Source organism: Serratia sp. LSHTC3, from assembly GCF_057197125.1.
This window is the reverse complement of sequence record NZ_JBXUNP010000002.1, coordinates 487,751-506,579: the sequence shown is the minus strand read 5'-3', so window position 1 is coordinate 506,579 and position 18,829 is coordinate 487,751. Positions and strand designations below refer to the sequence as shown.

The 18,829-nt window shown below is 57.7% G+C and carries 12 protein-coding genes; 5 read left to right on the top strand and 7 right to left on the bottom strand.

Going from position 1 to position 18,829, the window contains the following annotated elements:
- The first annotated feature begins 260 nt into the window (after nucleotides 1-260).
- The 5 genes from AC2CGI_RS09565 to AC2CGI_RS09545 all read left to right on the top strand — a co-directional run bounded on the left by AC2CGI_RS09565 (nucleotide 261) and on the right by AC2CGI_RS09545 (nucleotide 7,903).
- Nucleotides 261-1,961, top strand: a complete 1,701-nt coding sequence (locus AC2CGI_RS09565; protein WP_041922208.1) for a GGDEF domain-containing protein — start codon at nucleotides 261-263, stop codon at nucleotides 1,959-1,961.
- A gap of 255 nt (nucleotides 1,962-2,216) precedes the next feature.
- On the top strand, nucleotides 2,217-3,422 hold the full coding sequence (gene pncB, locus AC2CGI_RS09560) for a nicotinate phosphoribosyltransferase (protein ID WP_076740365.1): 1,206 nt from the start codon (nucleotides 2,217-2,219) through the stop codon (nucleotides 3,420-3,422).
- Between the two features lie 215 nt (nucleotides 3,423-3,637).
- The gene (gene asnS / locus AC2CGI_RS09555) at nucleotides 3,638-5,038 is read left to right on the top strand and encodes an asparagine--tRNA ligase (RefSeq protein ID WP_015377341.1); all 1,401 of its coding nucleotides are present in this window, start codon (nucleotides 3,638-3,640) and stop codon (nucleotides 5,036-5,038) included.
- A gap of 301 nt (nucleotides 5,039-5,339) precedes the next feature.
- A complete protein-coding gene (gene ompC / locus AC2CGI_RS09550; RefSeq protein ID WP_015377340.1) occupies nucleotides 5,340-6,467 on the top strand; it encodes a porin OmpC in 1,128 nt (375 codons plus the stop codon).
- 245 nt (nucleotides 6,468-6,712) lie between these two features.
- The gene (locus AC2CGI_RS09545) at nucleotides 6,713-7,903 is read left to right on the top strand and encodes an amino acid aminotransferase (RefSeq protein ID WP_076740366.1); all 1,191 of its coding nucleotides are present in this window, start codon (nucleotides 6,713-6,715) and stop codon (nucleotides 7,901-7,903) included.
- 76 nt (nucleotides 7,904-7,979) lie between these two features.
- On the opposite strand, the gene AC2CGI_RS09540 is transcribed toward AC2CGI_RS09545, so the two are convergent.
- From AC2CGI_RS09540 to cmoM, 7 genes are all read right to left on the bottom strand, one after another.
- The gene (locus AC2CGI_RS09540) at nucleotides 7,980-8,627 is read right to left on the bottom strand and encodes an MBL fold metallo-hydrolase (RefSeq protein WP_075684382.1); all 648 of its coding nucleotides are present in this window, start codon (nucleotides 8,625-8,627) and stop codon (nucleotides 7,980-7,982) included.
- A 64-nt stretch (nucleotides 8,628-8,691) separates the two neighbouring features.
- Nucleotides 8,692-9,240, bottom strand: coding sequence for a peptidoglycan L,D-endopeptidase MepK (gene mepK / locus AC2CGI_RS09535; protein ID WP_004928217.1), 549 nt, complete (start codon nucleotides 9,238-9,240; stop codon nucleotides 8,692-8,694).
- A gap of 180 nt (nucleotides 9,241-9,420) precedes the next feature.
- Complete coding sequence (gene ldtD, locus AC2CGI_RS09530) at nucleotides 9,421-11,229, bottom strand: L,D-transpeptidase (RefSeq protein WP_028127364.1); 1,809 nt, start codon at nucleotides 11,227-11,229, stop codon at nucleotides 9,421-9,423.
- A gap of 221 nt (nucleotides 11,230-11,450) precedes the next feature.
- Nucleotides 11,451-15,899 carry a chromosome partition protein MukB gene (gene mukB, locus AC2CGI_RS09525; protein ID WP_076740367.1) on the bottom strand — a complete coding sequence of 1,483 codons (4,449 nt, stop codon included), beginning with the start codon at nucleotides 15,897-15,899 and terminating at the stop codon, nucleotides 11,451-11,453.
- The gene (gene mukE, locus AC2CGI_RS09520; RefSeq protein ID WP_004928226.1) at nucleotides 15,896-16,624 is read right to left on the bottom strand and encodes a chromosome partition protein MukE; all 729 of its coding nucleotides are present in this window, start codon (nucleotides 16,622-16,624) and stop codon (nucleotides 15,896-15,898) included. Before mukE ends, mukB begins: the two co-directional genes overlap by 4 nt.
- The gene (gene mukF, locus AC2CGI_RS09515; RefSeq protein ID WP_076740368.1) at nucleotides 16,605-17,927 is read right to left on the bottom strand and encodes a chromosome partition protein MukF; all 1,323 of its coding nucleotides are present in this window, start codon (nucleotides 17,925-17,927) and stop codon (nucleotides 16,605-16,607) included. Before mukF ends, mukE begins: the two co-directional genes overlap by 20 nt.
- Nucleotides 17,924-18,709, bottom strand: a complete 786-nt coding sequence (cmoM, locus tag AC2CGI_RS09510) for a tRNA uridine 5-oxyacetic acid(34) methyltransferase CmoM (protein ID WP_015377334.1) — start codon at nucleotides 18,707-18,709, stop codon at nucleotides 17,924-17,926. Before cmoM ends, mukF begins: the two co-directional genes overlap by 4 nt.
- Nucleotides 18,710-18,829: the final 120 nt, after the last annotated feature.

The following is an 18,829-nucleotide window of genomic DNA, read 5'->3' as shown; positions in this document are numbered from 1 at the left end:
TGCGGCGCGCGGTGAGCCTGAATTGTGAATAAACTGTATCACAGCTGGCCGAAAAGCCCAGAGCCGCAGGGCGACCAGGAGAGAGAAATCAGAGGCAAATCATAAATCGCCCGGCAGGCGGCAGTGCGGGTGACCAATGGCCAAATAAAAATCAGCATTTACTGCTAAAAAACCGCCATCGCGGCGCGCCGGCATAGTTGAGGCGACACCGGCGGCATGGTGGTATAATTGCGGCATCAGGTTCAGGGATGGCTCGCATTATGAAGATTAAATACGCAATCTATTTTTTCACCCTGTGCCTGATGACTTCTTTCTCTCTGTTCATCGTCGATGAGCTGCTCGAAGCCCATACCGACTACCGCGACAACCAGCTAAACCTGTACAAAATTGATCGCGCCAAAGAAATTTCCGAAGCTTTTCAGGCTGCGTTGCTGGCTCATCGCCTCAAACGATTGAGCCTGATCGATCCGCAAATCACCCGTGCGCAATGTTTGGCCGCCGATCGGGTGGCGCGTGAGAGAATCACCCGGATCCGCGAACATCTGGACGATGAGGTCGCCAGACAGCTTGGGGTTCAGCAAAAAATCGCCGCGCTGTCGATGATCGCTTTGATGGAACAGCTGCTGGATAATGACAACCTGCAGCTTTCGCAGGTCAATAACACCAACGCCAATCTGTTCAACATCAACAGCGCCTATTACATCTCGCAAACCAGCAAGAGTTATTACCGCTACACCTACGATACCCGGATGGTGGATACCGACTCCTTTATGTTTCTCGAGGCCATCCGCCTCAATAACCGGCTAAATATGTCATTGACGGAATTAAGCGATCAGATTATCGACGTCAACGTCAGCCAGCTCGTTCGCAAAGACGCCTATCTGAAGTCCATTCAGCTAACCGGCGTGCTGAACGCGCTGAGCACCCGATTGATCTTCATGAAGATCAACTACGACGACGTGCAAACCACCGAGCTCGTCAATCAGTTGCTCACCCTAGTGTCGGCCGAACGTCTCAAGCAGATCACCGATGGGTTATACACCGCCATCAATACCCAAAAACCCTATCCCGCAGCGCTTATTTCGCGCTATGTCGACGAGCTGAGCGGGCTTTCGCAGGCGCTGTATCAACGCAGCTTCGAGCTGGAAACCGTCGCTTCGCGTCATAAAATTTACGATAGCCAGACGACCATTTACGGCATGATCGCGCTGGCCGGCCTGGTGGTTTTGCTGTTCATTTTGCCGGCGTTGGTGTTCTGCACCAGCATCAACCGCTGGCTGACCAAGACCCACAACAATATCGTGCGGCTGTCGCGCGGTGAGATGAATATCGATCGCAACGACGCCTTCTACAGCCAGGAATTGATCGCCATCAGCGACGCCATTCAGCAGCTCAGGCAATACCAGCTGGACAAGGTCTCGCTTGAGAGCGAGAAACAACTGCTGATTAAAGAGCTCGAGGCCTCTTCCTTCCTCGATCCGCTTACCAATATCTACAACCGCCGTAAATTCTTCCTTGAATGTCAACTGCTGGGCAACGCCAGCTACCCGCAGGCCTTTTGCCTGATCGACATCGACAATTTCAAACAACTCAACGACAGCTACGGCCACGACGTGGGTGACCGGGCGCTGGTGGCCTTCGGCCACCTGCTGCAACGCGCGTTCCGCGCCAGCGACATCTTCTGCCGCTATGGCGGCGAAGAGTTCGCGGTGCTGCTGGGCAACTGTTCGTTGGACAACGCGCGGGACATCATGGAGCAATTGCGCGCCCGTACTCATCGCCTGACGCTAAATCTGGCCGACGGACGGCAAGTGCGTTTCACCACCAGCTGCGGCATTGCGCCAGTCAGCGCGTTCACCGCGCTGCAGGCGGCGATCAAACAGGCGGACGAAGCGCTCTACTTTTGCAAAAAGAACGGCAAGGATCGGGTCAGCGTGCATACCCAGGCCGGCTTTATCTGATTCGCTGTTTAAAATAATTAACATTATAATTTTTATGACTAATTAGGCTAAGTCATTCACCTTACAGGCATATCTGGCTTTTTTTCCTCTCCGCCGCTATCCGGCTGCCATAAAGGCACGTTTAATCCTCGACCCGCTTCGGTGATTTATGGTGTGATGCAGCTTCAATAACAGGATAATCCGGGTATACTCCCCCCCCACTTTTATGATTATCCGGATTTGGACACGCGCCTGACGAGGATGCTGTAACGCGCTATGACTCAATACGCTTCCCCGATTTTGACATCACTGCTTGATACCGATGCTTATAAGCTTCATATGCAGCAAGCAGTGTTCCATCGCTATCCCGCGATCAGCGTGGCGGCGGAATTCCGCTGCCGCGGCGACGAACTGCTGGGCGAATATGCCGACGAGATCCGCGCGCAGGTGGCGCTGATGAGCCGGCTGGCGCTAACCGACGCCGAATTCGCTTATCTTTCGGGCCTGCCCTTCTTCCGTCAAGATTACCTGAACTGGCTGCGAACGTTCCGCTACGATCCGCAGCAGGTCACCATCGACAACCGCGACGGCAAGCTGCAAATCCGCATCGCCGGCCCCTGGCGTGAAGTGATCATGTGGGAAGTCCCATTGCTGGCAGTGATCAGCGAAGTGGTGCACCGCCGGCGCTCGCCGCTGGCGACGCCGGAACAGGCGGTGGCGCATCTGCAAACCAAGCTGGCGCAGTTCAAGACGTTGGCGGGCGATCTGGATCTTTCGCGCTTCAAGTTGATGGATTTCGGCACCCGCCGCCGTTTCTCTCAGGGCGTGCAACAGGCCATCGTCAGCACCTTGAAGGCCGAATTCCCGTACCTGTCGGGCACCAGCAATTACGATCTGGCGCACCAGCTGGGTCTGGCGCCGGTCGGCACGCAGGCGCATGAGTGGTTCCAGGCGCATCAGCAGATAAGCCCGGTGCTGGCCAACAGCCAGCGCGCCGCATTGCAGGCCTGGCTGGATGAATATCCGGACCAGCTTGGCATCGCGCTCACCGACTGCATCACCATGGATGCCTTCCTGCGCGACTTCGGCCCGCAGTTCGCCGAGCGTTATCAGGGGCTTCGCCACGATTCGGGCGATCCCGTCGAGTGGGGTGAAAAGGCCATTGCCCACTATCAGAAACTGGGCATCGACCCACTGAGCAAAACGCTGGTGTTCTCGGACAATCTGGATCTGGAAAAAGCGCTGGCGCTCTATCGCCATTTCTATCAGCGCATTAATCTCGGCTTCGGCATCGGCACGCGCCTGACCTGCGATATTCCCGGCGTTAAGCCGTTAAATATCGTGATCAAGCTGGTCGAGTGCAAAGGCAAGCCGGTGGCCAAACTCTCCGACAGCCCCGGCAAGACCATCTGCCAGGACCAGGCGTTCGTCAGGGCCCTGCGCAAGGCCTTCGATCTGCCGCTGGTGAAGAAAGCCAGCTGAGCCTTCTTTATATAAAGAGAGAAAGCCGGCCCGGTTCACGCGCCGGCTTTTTTGTTTTTATCCCGAACGCCCTCTTTTCAGTCAGCCGCGATAAATGTTGCGCCAATCCGATGATTTCTGCTTGTGCTCTGCACCGCGGCAAGTAACATAGCCATTACCCCCATATTCTTGGGTTGTAAGCTATTTCTAAACCAAATTATTAAAGAGAGAAATCTATGAGCGTAGTGCCTGTAGTCGACGTACTGCAAGGTCGTGCTGCGGTTGACAGTGAAGTCACCGTACGCGGCTGGGTACGTACCCGGAGAGATTCAAAAGCTGGTATCTCCTTCCTGGCCGTCTATGACGGTTCCTGCTTTGATCCGTTACAGGCCGTCGTTAATAATTCTCTGCCGAATTATCAAGATGAAGTGCTGCACCTGACCACCGGCTGTTCGGTTGAAGTTACCGGCAAGGTCGTCGCCTCACCGGGCGAAGGCCAGAGCTTCGAGCTGCAGGCCACCGCGATCAAAGTGGTCGGCTGGGTCGACGATCCGGATACTTACCCGATGGCGGCCAAACGTCACAGCATCGAATACCTGCGCGAAGTGGCCCACCTGCGCCCGCGCACCAACCTGATCGGCGCCGTGGCGCGCGTGCGTCATACCCTGGCGCAGGCGATCCACCGCTTCTTCCATGAAAATGGCTATTTCTGGGTATCTACCCCGCTGATCACCGCCTCCGACACCGAAGGCGCCGGCGAGATGTTCCGCGTCTCCACGCTGGATCTGGAAAACCTGCCGCGCACCGACAAGGGCGCCGTCGATTTCAGCCAGGACTTCTTCGGTAAGGAAGCCTTCCTCACCGTTTCCGGCCAGCTGAACGGCGAAACCTACGCCTGTGCGCTGTCCAAGGTATACACCTTCGGCCCAACCTTCCGCGCTGAAAACTCCAACACCAGCCGCCACCTGGCGGAATTCTGGATGATCGAGCCGGAAGTGGCCTTCGCGACGCTGGACGATGTCGCCGGCCTGGCCGAAAGCATGCTGAAGTATGTGTTCCAGGCGGTGCTGGATGAGCGTGCAGACGATCTGAAATTCTTCGCCGAGCGCGTGGATAAAGACGCTATCGCGCGTCTGGAGCGCTTCGTCTCTTCCGATTTCGCCCAGGTAGACTACACCGACGCCATTGAGATCCTGCTGGCCTCTGGCCAAACCTTCGAAAACCCGGTCTCCTGGGGTATCGATCTCTCTTCCGAACATGAGCGTTATCTGGCGGAGAAACACTTCCAGGCGCCGGTAGTGGTGAAAAACTACCCGAAAGACATCAAAGCGTTCTATATGCGCATGAACGAAGACGGCAAAACCGTCGCGGCCATGGACGTGCTGGCGCCGGGCATCGGTGAAATCATCGGGGGCTCTCAGCGTGAAGAACGTCTCGACGTACTCGATCAGCGTCTGGAAGAGATGGGCCTGAATAAGGAAGACTACTGGTGGTATCGCGATCTGCGTCGTTACGGCACCGTGCCGCATTCCGGTTTCGGCCTGGGCTTTGAACGTTTAATCGCCTATGTCACCGGCGTGCAAAACGTGCGCGATGTGATCCCGTTCCCACGCACCCCACGTAACGCAAGCTTCTAATTTATACGATCACACGTTTTTTAAACGATTTCGTTACAAAACAAAGGCCAGCCTCGCTGGCCTTTCGCATTTTTTAATATTGACGCACGTCACAAAGTTCCCGAAAAATTACATTTGGTTACACATACTTTCCTTTTGCAACCTCATTGCGACATTGGTATCATTTTCGTCCTAGATTAACCCGCCTGTGAATGGAACACTGCGTTCAGACACAGGACGACACCAATCTATCAACAATAGTTCCCAAGGAATTATTGGCGGCAGTGGCAAAGGTGTCCGAATAACACCAATGAGGGTAATAATGATGAAGCGCAACATTCTTGCAGTGGTTATCCCGGCTCTGTTGGCTGCTGGTGCAGCAAACGCAGCTGAAATCTACAACAAAGACGGCAACAAGCTGGATCTGTACGGCAAAGTTGACGGTCTGCACTACTTCTCCGACGACAAAGGTAATGACGGCGATCAGACCTATGTTCGTTTCGGCTTCAAAGGTGAAACTCAGATTACTGACCAACTGACCGGTTACGGCCAGTGGGAATACAACGTCCAGGCTAACCACTCCGAATCTCAGGGCACCGAAGGCACCAAAACCCGTCTGGGCTTCGCGGGTCTGAAATTCGCTGACTACGGCTCCTTCGACTACGGCCGTAACTACGGCGTACTGTACGACGTGGAAGGCTGGACCGATATGCTGCCAGAGTTCGGTGGCGATACTTACACCTACACCGACAACTTCATGACCGGCCGTACCAACGGCGTTGCGACCTATCGTAACAACAACTTCTTCGGTCTGGTTGACGGTCTGAACTTCGCCGTTCAGTACCAGGGCAAAAACCAGAACGACGGCCGTAACGTCAAGAAACAAAACGGCGACGGCTGGGGCATCTCCTCTACTTATGACATCGGCGAAGGCGTAAGCTTCGGCGCTGCATACGCATCTTCTAACCGTACCGACGACCAAAAACTGCGTTCCAACGAGCGTGGCGACAAGGCTGACGCATGGACCGTGGGCGCGAAATACGACGCCAACAACGTTTACCTGGCGGCGATGTACGCAGAAACCCGTAACATGACTCCGTTCGGCGGCGGTAACTTCGGTGCAGGCTGTGCAGCTACCGATGACAAGTGCGGCGGCTTCGCGAGCAAAACTCAGAACTTCGAAGTGACTGCTCAGTACCAGTTCGACTTCGGTCTGCGTCCAGAAGTGTCTTACCTGCAATCTAAAGGTAAAAACCTGAACGTCCCAGGCGTGGGTTCTGACCAGGATCTGGTTAAATATGTTTCTGTTGGTACCACCTATTACTTCAACAAGAACATGTCCACCTACGTTGATTACAAAATCAACCTGCTGGATGACAACGAGTTCACCAAAGCAACCGGCACCGCTACCGACGATATCGTAGCTGTTGGTCTGGTATACCAGTTCTAAGTTGTCTCGCTTAACGGCGGTTTACCGTCGGCTAAGTTAAAAAAACAGGGCTTCGGCCCTGTTTTTATTTGTGTCTGCCGGTAACGTTTTATCCTGCAGATTTCCCCTTATCCCTCATTTTTTCTGTCGAATCCTTCCCGTTCACAAGATCGCGGTGTTTTTATCGCAAACGGTTGGCAAAGCCGATAACTGGCGCTACCCTGATGCTTCTGTCTGCTTAACTCCGAGATTTGGAAGCACCTGACATGTTTGAAAAAATCACCGCCGCACCCGCCGACCCGATCCTGGGCCTGACCGACATTTTCCGCGCCGACGCCCGCCCGAATAAAATCAATTTAGGCATTGGCGTTTATAAAGATGAAACCGGCAAAACCCCGGTGCTGACCAGCGTAAAAAAAGCTGAACAGTATCTGCTGGAAAACGAGACCACCAAAAACTATCTCGGCATTGAAGGCATCCCGGCGTTTGCCAGCTGCACGCAAGAGCTGCTGTTCGGTAAAGAGAGCCCGATCGTCACCGATCGTCGCGCACGCACCGCACAGACGCCAGGCGGCACCGGCGGCTTGCGCGTAGCGGCAGACTTTATCGCCAACCAGACCAGCGCCAAGCGCATCTGGATCAGCAACCCAAGCTGGCCGAACCACAAGAACGTCTTTAGCGCCGTTGGCCTGGAAGTGCTGGAGTACGCCTACTACGACGCAGCCAACCACGCGCTGGATTTTGACGGCCTGCTGAACAGCCTGAAACAGGCTCAGGCCGGTGATGTCGTGCTGTTCCACGGCTGCTGCCATAACCCGACCGGTATCGATCCAACGGCGGAACAGTGGGCGCAGCTGGCTGAGCTTTCCACCGCCAATGGCTGGCTGCCGCTGTTCGACTTCGCCTACCAGGGCTTCGCCAACGGTCTGGAAGAGGATGCGCAGGGTCTGCGTATTTTCGCCGCCAAACATCAAGAGCTGATCGTCGCCAGCTCCTACTCGAAAAACTTCGGCCTGTACAATGAGCGCGTCGGCGCTTGCACCATTGTAGCTGCCGATGCCGAAACCGCCGATCGCGCCTTCAGCCAGGTGAAAGCGGCCATTCGTGCCAACTACTCTAACCCGCCGTCGCACGGCGCGGCCGTTGTCGCCACCATTCTGGGCAACGACGCCCTGCGCGCGATGTGGGAGCAGGAGCTGACCGACATGCGCCAGCGCATTCACCGCATGCGTCAGCTGTTCGTGAACACCCTGCAGGAGAAAGGCGCACAACAGGACTTCAGCTTTATCATCCAGCAGAACGGCATGTTCTCATTCAGCGGCCTGACCAAAGAACAGGTGCTGCGTCTGCGTGAAGAGTTCGGCGTATACGCCGTAAACTCGGGCCGGGTGAACGTGGCCGGCATGACGCCGGACAACATGGCACCGCTGTGTGAAGCCATCGTCGCCGTGCTCTAAAGCATCGACGCAGGTCATAAATCATAAAAAAAGGGCGCTCTATGCGCCCTTGATTATTTCGGCCGGGAAATAATCGTTACCACACCGCCGGCTCTTCGCGCAGGAACGGATTGGTCTGGCGCTCGTGGCCAAAGCTCGACATCGGGCCGTGGCCGGGAATAAAGCGCATATCGTCGCCCAATGGCAGCAGTTTGGTGCGAATAGAGGCGATCAGCGCCTGATGATCACCGCGCGGGAAGTCGCTGCGCCCCACGCCGCCGTTAAACAGCACGTCACCCACCAGCGCCAAACGCGCCTGCTCATTGATAAAGACGATGTGGCCCGGTGTGTGCCCAGGGCAATGCAACACCTTGAGCGTCATCTCACCCACCTGCATCTCATCGCCTTCCGACAACCAACGGGTCGGGGTCAGCGGCGCACACTCTTCCAGCCCGAACATCCGGCTCTGCGCCGGCAAACCATCCAGCCAAAAAGCGTCCTCTTTATCCGGGCCGTAAATCGGCACCTGATAATGTTCCGCCAGCTCCGCCGCCGCGCCGACGTGATCCAAATGGCCGTGCGTCAGCAAAATCTGCGTGATTGTCACACCCTGTTTCGCCACTTCCGCTTTGATTTTTTCCGCTTCGCCGCCGGGATCGACCAACGCCGCCTGCTGCGTGTTTTCACACCAGATCAGGCTGCAATTCTGGCTAAAGGCGGTAACGGGAATAAGATGGTATTTCATAAGGCTCCAACGACAATAACACCGCCTCCGCAAGGAGCGGCGTTATTCACTGAGGGCACCGCGATTACCAGCTCCGAACCGGGCCGGTATCGATGTGCACGAAGTTGCTACGTGGGTAATATCCTACACCACCGGCGCGCATTTTTAACGCCGCTTTACGGATATTACTCAATTGGATACCTTCAATATGGAAATCCATCGCCTGGCCCTTGGTATGGTAGCTGTGCTTGGCCACACCGCGGCTGTGCGCGCGCAATTCGTTATTGGTATCTACGGAACGGTAACCGGAGATCAGCTGCACCGGCTTGCTGGTACCCAGCAGCCCCTGCAGGCGATAGAGGTGATCAAACAAGCTGGGATCGATCGATTTAACCTTGTTGGCGCGATAATCGCGGAACAGATGATTTAGCCGAACCAACTCTTCTTTATTGTAGCCTTTGCCGTCAAAGAACTCGGCTTTAATAGATTCACCGGTATTCAGGTTATTCAGCACTAAAATACGCGGTCGAGCGGTGGAAAGACTGGCAAATGCCTGCCCTGGAAGCAGCGCTATGCCCATAGCGGCGCCACCTAGCGCCAGCCATTTACGGCGATGATGATCAATTTTGTCCATGACTCTGTTAAACCCGGCAAGAATGTCAAAATAAATGCACAAAGCAGCGCACTGTCCGAACCATAACCGCCTGCGTATGCTGAGTCAACCCGCGATACGCCTAGGTTTACAGGCCCCCGGCTACGAGGGCCTGCGGTATAGCCAAACATTCTGACCGTTATTTATTTATAATTACTGCATTTACTGCATTAATTTTTTGGCCTGAGCCAAAATTTGTGCGCCCGATCTCACCGTATTATCATAATTGTAAATATCTGTACGGAATTGCGGTTGGCCATCATCCGAAACCCAGGCGGTCAGATAATACAGTTTTACGGGAATACGCTGGCGAATATTCACATAAGTGGTATTGCCTTCTTTCAGCGTGGAGGAAACGCGGCTATTGTTCCAGCCGGCATCCTGCAGCAGCATATTCGCCAAATCGGAAGCCTTGTTCACCCGCACGCAGCCGGAGCTGAGCGCGCGGATGTCTTTCTGGAACAGGCTGTGGTTCGGGGTATCGTGCAGGTAGATGGCATCCGAGCTCGGCATATTGAACTTGAAACGCCCCAGCGAGTTGGTGGCGCCTGGCGCCTGGCGCACGCGATACGGGAAGTTGCGCGCAGAAACCATGCTCCAGTCGATCATCGCCGGGTTGATCACTTCCGCATCGTTGCTCCAGCCTGACAGCACGGTATAGCCGTGTTTCTGGAAATAGTTACCGTCGCGCATCGCCTTCGGCACGATATCCTCACGCACCAGCGTGGTCGGAACGTTCCAAGGCGGGTTGACCACCACGTTATTCAATGCGCTGCTCATCAACGGCGTCTTGCGGCTTGGCCGCCCGACGATAACGCGGGAGGACAACACTTCGTTGCCGTTCTGATAGTAGGTCAGCGAGTAGTTGGGAATGTTCACCATAATGCCGGTGCCGACATGCCCCGGCAAGATGCGCAAGCGCTGGATATTCAGCGCCAACAGCGCGGCGCGGGTTTTCGGTGACACGTTGAGCCACTCGCGGGTGCGCACGCCGATCACGCCGTCCGCCGTCAACCCCTGCCATTTCTGGAAACGCTTGACGCCCTCCACCAGCTCGTTGGTATAGAGGTTGTCGCTCACCACGCTGCCGATCTGCGGCGGCGTCTGTTCCGCGGTCAACTCCGTCACCGGCGCTGCCGATGGGCTGACCGTCACGCGGCTTTTCTCTTCGTCTACCGTCAGCCCGCCGTCGTCGGGTTCATTGCTCTTCGCCGAGACCACCGCCGGTTCCGGCTCCGCTTCCGGCGCCGAGGCGGCCAGCATGCCGGTGCGCGTCAGGATCTCACGCAGCGCCGGGATATCGTTGCTCATTTGGCCTGGGCGCAAGCTCGGGCCACTGCCCACCTGCGGCCAGGGGCGGTTGTCCGCCAGCATGTCACGCAGCGCCTGATGCATCTTGGCGTATTGCGGATGCTGCGGCGCAAGTGAATTCACGTAGCTCAGGGTTCGCGCCTGGCGCACCGCCAGCTGCCATTGATTGATCACCGCCGTGGGCGGCAAACCAAGCTTGTAAGGAATATTGCTGTACAGCCAGTTGTTGCCGTTGGCGCCGATGGCGGATACAAACTGCAAATAGCCCAGCATCGCATCGGACAACACCGCATCGCGGCCCGCTTCACTGAGCGCCGGATCGGTCAACATCTTCACCCACTGGGTGAACTGCGGCTGTACGCCGGACATCGCCAGTTCGGCCAGCTGCTGTTGAAATTGCTGAACGGCCTCGCGATCCTGCCACATCGGCTGCATATGATTCGCCGCATACAGCGGCGCCAGCGTGGAAAGGTAGTGCAGATCCATACCGCGCGGCAACGCGGCCAGCAGTTCAGAACGACTCTGCGCAACGGACATGCCTGCTGTTGCCACCGGTAACGCCGTTACGGTGGCCAAGGCGGAAAACGACGACACAAGACTACAGGCGATAGCGCCACTCAGCGCCAAACGTCGTAGAGAGTTTCCCTTTTTAAGCAACATCCCTTGCCCCCTGTATGCTCACAAAAAAAAACGTCAAAAACTGCATATAGTTTCAGTATACAAACAGAAAGGCCGTTTCGCCCTGCGGGCGTCGAATAACTGTTTATGTGATTAAACTAACCGCTTTTCAACGGATAAAAAAGCAGGACTATCATCCACGCGCACAAAAAAATAGCCACCCTGCGGCGGCTATTTTCGGATTTTTAGGGCGTTTTTCTGCGTTACGGCGTCTCAACCGGCGCAGTGCCCAGCGCCGGCGGCTCGCCGGCGAAACCGCGCAGCCCCACCACGTGCACATGCTCGTGGTTCTGGAACACCTTACGCACCAGTTTATAGGTGGTGCCCTTCTCCGGACTGATGTTTTCCGGCGCCGCGATGATCAGCTGCATCTCCAGACGATCGCACAGTTCGAACAGCGTGGCGATCGACTTGGCATCCAGGCGCGCCGCTTCATCGAGGAACAGCAGGCGACACGGCGAGATATCTTTACCGCGCAGGCGGCGGGACTCTTCTTCCCAGCTCTGCACCACCATCACCAGGATTGACATCCCGGTACCGATGGCTTCACCGGTAGACAACGCGCCGCTTTCCGCACGCAGCCAGCCGTCGGAACCACGGTACACCTCAACTTCCATTTCCAGGTAGTTGCGGTAGTCCAGCAACTCCTCGCCAATGGTCTGTGGCGTACGCTGCCCCATGTCGATCTGCGGATTCAGGCGCTGATACAGCTTGGCCAGCGCTTCGGAGAAGGTCAGGCGGTTGCTGTTGAACAGATCCTGATGCTGTTCCTGCTGCTCGGAGAGCACGTCCAGCAAAGTGGCATGCGCTTCGCGCACGTTGACGTTCAGACGGACGCTCTTCACCTGGCCGAAAGCAACGGCCTGCAACCCCTGGTTCAGCATGCGAATGCGGTTCTGCTCGCGCTGAATGGTTTTGCGAATGATGTTGGCCACGCTTTTCGAACTGATCGCCAGCTTCTGCTCGCGCGCGGTCAGTTCTTCGGTCAGACGGCCCAGCTCAATCTCCATCTGCTCGATGGCCTCGACCGGATCGTCGGTACGGATGATGTCCTGGCGGATACGCTCGCGCAGGTGTTGGTACACCGCGATATAGAACTGAATCTTACGCTCCGGCCGCTTCGGGTCTTCCGACAGACGCAGCACGTCGCGCAGGTGTTCGTTGTCCGCCACCGCCAGACGCAGCGCGCCGAGCGCCTTATCCGACATCGAGCGCAGCTCGTCGCCATCCATATACGCCAGCTCGCGGCGATGCAGACGGCGTTCCACGCCGTTGTCTTTCACCAGACGCATCACCGCGCACCAGCCCGCCTTGGCGGTCACCACCTGCTCGCGCAGCTGATGGTAGTCGCGTTCCAGCTTGCGCAGTTTCTTCTGCAGGCCATCCATTTCGGCTTCGCAGAAGGTCAGCTGTTTCTCCAGCTGATTGCGGCGAGCGCGGTTGTTGCTCAGCGCCGCATGCAGCTCGTCGCGGCGCTGACGCGCGCGCGCTTCGGCGTTGGCGTCGGCCTGCACGCCGATATCCACCAGCTCCTGGCTCAGCTCTTTCAGCATGTCGCGCTTGGCGTCATACGAGCTTTTCAGCGAGGCCAGCACCTGGCTGTATTGGGTGAACTGGGTTTGATATTGACGCAGCTGCTCACGGGCGCGGGCGCGTTCGGCTTCCGCCTGTTCCAGACGCTGGCGCAGCTTGTCGTTGAGATCGTTGTTGGCATTCTGCATGCCGGCGGAGTCGGTATAGCTGAAGTGCGCGCGGCGCTGCACCACTTCTGTCAACGCGAACGCCTGCTGTTTGGCCTGACGCTGCACGCTTTGCGCCTGCGCGTAGTCCTGCTGCAGCTGTTCATGCTGCTGCGGATCGCTCTGCAGCACCGACAGCAGCGGCTCCAGTTTGGTCAGCGACACCTCGTGCTGTTGAATGTGGCGCGCGGCGTCCTGTGCTTCTTCCAGCTCTTCACGGATCTCGTCGACGCGATCCTGCAGCGTTTCATCGTTCAGCAACGACACCAGCGGCATCAGGCGGTTGAGCGCGGAAATGCCCTCTTTGGCCTGATCGTACTGCTGGCGCTGCTGCTGATTCTGCGCTTCGTGATTGTTCAGCGCACGCTCGATCTCGCCGCGACGGGCGTTCAGGCCGCGGATCTCCGCTTCCGGATCGGCGTCGAACGCCACCGCCAGATGGGTGCCGATAAAGCGGCTGAAGGCCTGATGCGAACGCTGGGTTTTCTGCACGTCGAACGACAGCGTGGCATAGCGCTCCGCCAGCGTTTCACGCTCGGCATGCAGCACTTCCAGGCGGTTTTCGCGCGCCGCGCGGCCGAACAGCGGCACTTCCGGGTAGCGGGAATAACGCCACTGGCGATCGGCGATCTTCACCACCACCGCTTTGTCCTGTTCTTCGACGGCAAATACGCTGTCATCGAACGACTGCGGATCCCCTTCGATCAGATAGAGATCTTCCGGGCAATCTTCCAGCCCTTCCAGCATCTCGCGCACCAGCGACAGATCCGGCACCACGATGGCGTGGCGCGAAGGGCCGTACAGCGCCGAGAAGTAAGGCGCGTCGTCGATGGTAACGTCATCGTAAATTTCCGACAGCAGCACGCCGCCGAAACGTTCGGCCAAGGTGACCAGGCGTTGATCTTCCGCGCCGCCCGGCTGGCTGAGACGTTCGATCTGCGCTTCCACTTCGCGCTTGCGGGCCGCCACCTCGTCGCGCTCGACGGTGGTTTCACGCTCGCGCTCCAGCAGCTGCTGCATGTATTCGGTCACCTGCTGGCTGTTTTCCAGCGGCTCTCCGCTCTGATCGCTGAGCTGGCTCAGGGCGTCCTGCGCTGCCAGCCACACCGGGGCGCGCGCCGTCAGCTCACGGATGCGCTGCTGGATCTGCTCCAGCTCCTGGCGCATCTCCATGCGGCGTTCGCCGGCTTCGCTGACGTTCTGCGACAGCGCTTCCAGGCGCTCTTCCAGCTCCTGCTGCAGCATGTCGAGATCGTCCGGCTGGTACTCCTGACCATGGCGTTTGCAAAATTCTTGCAGCAGGCGCTCGGCGTCCTGCTGCGAGCGCAGGCGCTGTTCCAGTTCGCTCAGGCGCAGGCGCAGCGGCTGAACGCGCTCGGCGAGGTGTTGCTGCGAAGGCCAGTCGCGCAGCAATTCGCGCGCGCACTGCCAGGCTTCGCTGCGGCTGACCTGACCGGCGATTTTACCCACCAGCTGATAGGCCTGCTCGAACTGGCCGTGCGCGGCGTCGGCCACGCTCAGCTTCTGTTCCAGCATCAGCAGCGCTTCGGTCGCTTCCTGCTCGCGGGCCTGGAAGGTGTCCAGCCACTGCTCGGCGTTGTCGGCGGTCAGATCCGGCAGTTGGCACAGCGCGCGCGCGCGCTCCAACGCCTGCAGCGCCTGTTGGTACTGAATGGCGCGGGTCTGCTGCACGTCGAGCGCCTGCTGGTAGTCGGCCAGCTGGCTCTTCAGCTCATCCACTTCCAGCTCGGCCGCTTCGGCGCGCGCTTCGTTTTCGGCCTGCTGCTCGCTCGCCTCGGCCACCACTTCGTTCTGCTCTTCCAGACGGTAGGTCAGCTCTTCCAGATCGGCTTCATAGCGTTCGATCTTCTCCTGCTGACGCATGGCCGTCTGCACCAGATTCAGGTGGTCGCTGGCGGCCTGGTAATCGGTTTCCAGATCGGATTCGGCGCCGCTCTGTTCGCTCAGCTCGCGCGCCATTTCCACATGGCGATACTGTTCGGCGGCCAGCTGCTTGCGGCTGCCCAACAGATCGCTGCGCAGCGCCAGCGCGCCGTCCAGGTGGATGCGGCGTTCGTTGGCATGACGCATATAGTCCGCCGCCACATAGGAGGTGGCCTCGGAGATCAGATGCTTGAACAGGTCGCGATCCGACTGGGTGACGCGGATCGCCTCCAGCGTCATGCGGTTCTCGCGCAACGCCGCTTCCATGTCCTGGAACGCCTTGCGTACGCCGCTGTTTTCCGGCAGCAGGTAATCACGCAGCGAGCGGGTGATGGCGCTGGAGATACCGCCGTACAGCGACGCTTCGATCAGACGATAGAATTTGCTGCGATCGGCGGACGAACGCAGGCGTTTCGGGATCACGCCCAGATCGAACATCAGCGAGTGGTAATCGGTGATGGAGTTGAACTGCTTGAACTGCACGCCCTCCATCTCTTCCACGCGCTCTTTCAACTCTTGCAGCGACAGCACGCGCGCCTGGCGCTCACCCACGGTCTGGGTCAGCAATTCAGTCGGCTGTACCGCGGTCGGCAGCCCCTGAATGGTGAACGGTTTGATATCGACCTTGCGGTCGCGCCCTGCCACCTGCTGCAGACGCACGCCAACCACCACGCGCTGGTGGCGTGAATTGACGACGTCGAGGGTGGAGTAACACACGCCGGCGCGCAGCTTGCCGTGCAGGCCCTTGTCGCGCGAGCCGCTGGTGGCGCCCGCTTCGGTGGTGTTACGGAAGTGCAGCAGCGTCAGGTCGGGGATCAGTGCGGTGACGAAGGCCGCCATGGTGGTGGATTTACCCGCCCCGTTACCGCCGGACAGCGTGGTCACCAGCTCATCCAGATCAAAGGTGCGGGCGAAGAAGCCGTTCCAGTTAACCAGCGTCAACGAGCGAAATTTACCGCGTTCAATCATTCCTGTTCATCCTCTGCACCGTCAGGAGCGTTATCAACCTGCTGATCCTCAGCGTCATTCTCATCGTTCAGCGACAGGCTGGTTTCAACCGGCATCGCCTCGCCGTCGCGAATCATGCGCAGCTGCGCTTCACGCGGATCGTCGCCGCTGCGCACGTCGGCGCCGAAGCGGAACACCGCCTCGGTAATGCGGAACTTGCTGCTGTCATTGCCCATGAAATAGACCATGCCGAGGCGGCGCAGACGGTTCAGCGAGGTGCGCACCTTTTCGTGCAGCTTCTGCCGATCGAGATCCGAACCGGTAGAGCGCTGGTTGACGAACTTCAGCAGCTTGTTCTCATCGGCCAGGCTCAGCAGCTCGTCGTACAGCTCCTGATGGCTGAAAATGCCCTCGTGCGCCAGGCGCTCGGGGCTGAGATACAGGTAGCACAAGATCTTACCCACCATCATATCCAGCTCGGACAGCACCGAACGCGGGATCAGCGTGGTGGAGCGCGGGCGCAAATAGAAGAAACCTTCCGGCGCCCGAATCAGCTCGACGCTGTAACGGTTGTAAAACTCTTCCAGCTCATCCTGGAAATCCATTAAAAAGGCGTGGTTGTCCAGCTCATCGATACCGATGTGACGACCCGCGCGCAGTTGGCTATCCAATGCCGGAAACAGCGAGTTGGACAGCGCCTTGGCCAGCTTGACTGGCATTACTTGTTCAATATTTGTCGATGACATGGGCCTGGACCTTGGCTCCGTAATCATTGATTGCCTGCCATTCCGCCGGCAACCCTGAGAAATCTGCTTCAGCCACACCGAGGCGCACAGCCTGGTCGACCACTAAACGTGCCACGTCGAAATGACGCGCACGCGGATATTGCGCCAGATAATCGCGCATCACCGCTGCAAGGTTGAGCGGCATCTGCTGTTCCTGGTACACCTTCAGCGCCTCTTCGATCATCGCCGCCAGCTGTTCGCGAATCTCGCTGAACTCTTCGAACTCCAGATCCGGCGGCAGTTCCCCGGTCACTTCATCGCTGCGCAGCGCCAGTTCTTCGTCGCGCATGTCCAGCAGACGATCGGCATTGGCATGGGTCAGCGCCCACGGGTGGTCGAAATAGGTTTGCACCGACTGGCGCAGGCGCTGGGCGAACACGCGGTTTTTGTCCATATCGATAGCGGTACGGATAAATTTATGCACGTGGCGATCGTAGCCGATCCACAGGTCGATCGCCTGCTGACCCCAGCTGATGATGCGATCCAGCTTGCTTTGCAGATCGAACACCAGCTTGTCAACGAAACCCAGTTCCACGTTGCCGAGGGTTGCGTCCTGGATGCGCAGCAGGTTGGCCTGCAGCTTATCGCCCGCCGCATCCAGCGTATCCTGCAGCTCGCGCAGGGTGCCCGAGGTTTCCGACAGCAGCATCTCGCAGCTGGAGATCGCCGCCCGCCAATCTTTGCTCAGCAGCGCCGCGATGTCGTTCTTCACGCTCTGCTGCTGCTCGTCCATCACGCGTTGGGTCATGTCGATGCTGTCGAAGATTTCCGCCACCGAATATTTCAACGGCGCGAACACGTTGCGGTGCCAATGGAAATCGTCGCCGCCCTCGTCGGCGGCATCGGCGGCGCGTTTGAGTTCCTGCGCCACGATCGACAGCTGCATCGACAAACGCAGCGTGGAGAATTCGCGTTGGCGAATATAGTAATCGGTAATGCCGATACCCAGCGGCGTCAGGCGGTAAATCGCGTTGCCGTCCGCCAGCTCGCTGGTAAAACGGTTCAACAGGCGCTGGCGCACCATGTCGTTAATCGCATTGTTGGCGCGCATCGACACCGTTTCATGCGTCTGTTCAAAACCCTTGCTGACATGGCGAAATGCATCAACCAGCTCACCTTCGCTCATCTCGCCGTCCAGTCGTTCGCCGTTCAGGGTGGCGATGGCGAGCAGAAATGCGAGACGCTCCGTAGGGAGCGAAATAGAGAAATCATTTTTCCGTGCCCAGGCGACCAGTTCGGGTACTGTCTGGGAAAATTCACTCATAGTTCGTCCTTCAGGTTTGGTTTATGCGCCATGACGTGAATATAGCGCCCCAAACTCACGTACGGCTCCTGCCGGCAATAGTGCTGTTCAAGCGCCAGTAACTCTTCAAATTTTTGTGTTTGCAGCTGTCTGCTCTGCAGATAGTCGTGGAACACCCGCACGCCGGTTTTGCCGCCGATGCGCATGCCCAGCTGTTCCAACCAACCGTAGACCAATAGCGGATCGTGCGGATATTGCGGCGACAGCGAACGCTTGCGGCGCCGTCTGACCTCGGGATCCACCAGTTGGAAATTACCCAACACCACGTTGCGCATCAAGAGGCCGTTGGCGTTGAAGAACATCAGCGACAGTGCGCCGCCCGGCGTCAGGCAGTCATACAACGCCTGCAGCGCCGCTTCGGGCTCGGCGATCCATTCAAGCACTGCATGAAACAATATCAGATCAACCGGCTGTTCCAAATGTTGAGCGATATCCTGCGCAGAACTTTGTACGAATTGCATGTTCTGGCTCACACCTTTCTGCTCCGCCAGCTGCGCGGCGCGCTGGATCATCTCACCAGAAAGATCGCACAACAACACCTGATGTCCTAATTCTGCCAGTTGGCAGGCCATATGGCCTTCACCGCCCCCGGCGTCGAGAATGCGCAGCGGCCGCTGCGGCAACTGCGCCAGCAGCCCGGTCAGATCCTGCCAAACCACCGCCTGGCGGATTTTTCCTTTCGTGGTGCCGTAAATATTACGCGCAAATTTTTCAGCAATATCGTCAAAATTGCGATCCTGCATGGACAACGGCTCCGCTGATCTCATTCTTGTCGGCGGCAAAGCGCACGCCCATTCAAACCTGCTATTTTGGCACAGACTGACTTAGAATGTATCTTCTTGCGGCCTGTTTATACCTGGATG

Excerpts from the sequence above, each read along its gene's own strand:
- AC2CGI_RS09565 (WP_041922208.1), top strand. The coding sequence starts at position 261 with ATGAAGATTAAATACGCAATCTATTTTTTCACCCTGTGCCTGATGACT.
- pncB (WP_076740365.1), top strand. The coding sequence starts at position 2,217 with ATGACTCAATACGCTTCCCCGATTTTGACATCACTGCTTGATACCGAT.
- asnS (WP_015377341.1), top strand. The coding sequence starts at position 3,638 with ATGAGCGTAGTGCCTGTAGTCGACGTACTGCAAGGTCGTGCTGCGGTT.
- ompC (WP_015377340.1), top strand. The coding sequence starts at position 5,340 with ATGATGAAGCGCAACATTCTTGCAGTGGTTATCCCGGCTCTGTTGGCT.
- AC2CGI_RS09545 (WP_076740366.1), top strand. The coding sequence starts at position 6,713 with ATGTTTGAAAAAATCACCGCCGCACCCGCCGACCCGATCCTGGGCCTG.
- AC2CGI_RS09540 (WP_075684382.1), bottom strand. The coding sequence starts at position 8,627 with ATGAAATACCATCTTATTCCCGTTACCGCCTTTAGCCAGAATTGCAGC.
- mepK (WP_004928217.1), bottom strand. The coding sequence starts at position 9,240 with ATGGACAAAATTGATCATCATCGCCGTAAATGGCTGGCGCTAGGTGGC.
- ldtD (WP_028127364.1), bottom strand. The coding sequence starts at position 11,229 with ATGTTGCTTAAAAAGGGAAACTCTCTACGACGTTTGGCGCTGAGTGGC.
- mukB (WP_076740367.1), bottom strand. The coding sequence starts at position 15,899 with ATGATTGAACGCGGTAAATTTCGCTCGTTGACGCTGGTTAACTGGAAC.
- mukE (WP_004928226.1), bottom strand. The coding sequence starts at position 16,624 with ATGTCATCGACAAATATTGAACAAGTAATGCCAGTCAAGCTGGCCAAG.
- mukF (WP_076740368.1), bottom strand. The coding sequence starts at position 17,927 with ATGAGTGAATTTTCCCAGACAGTACCCGAACTGGTCGCCTGGGCACGG.
- cmoM (WP_015377334.1), bottom strand. The coding sequence starts at position 18,709 with ATGCAGGATCGCAATTTTGACGATATTGCTGAAAAATTTGCGCGTAAT.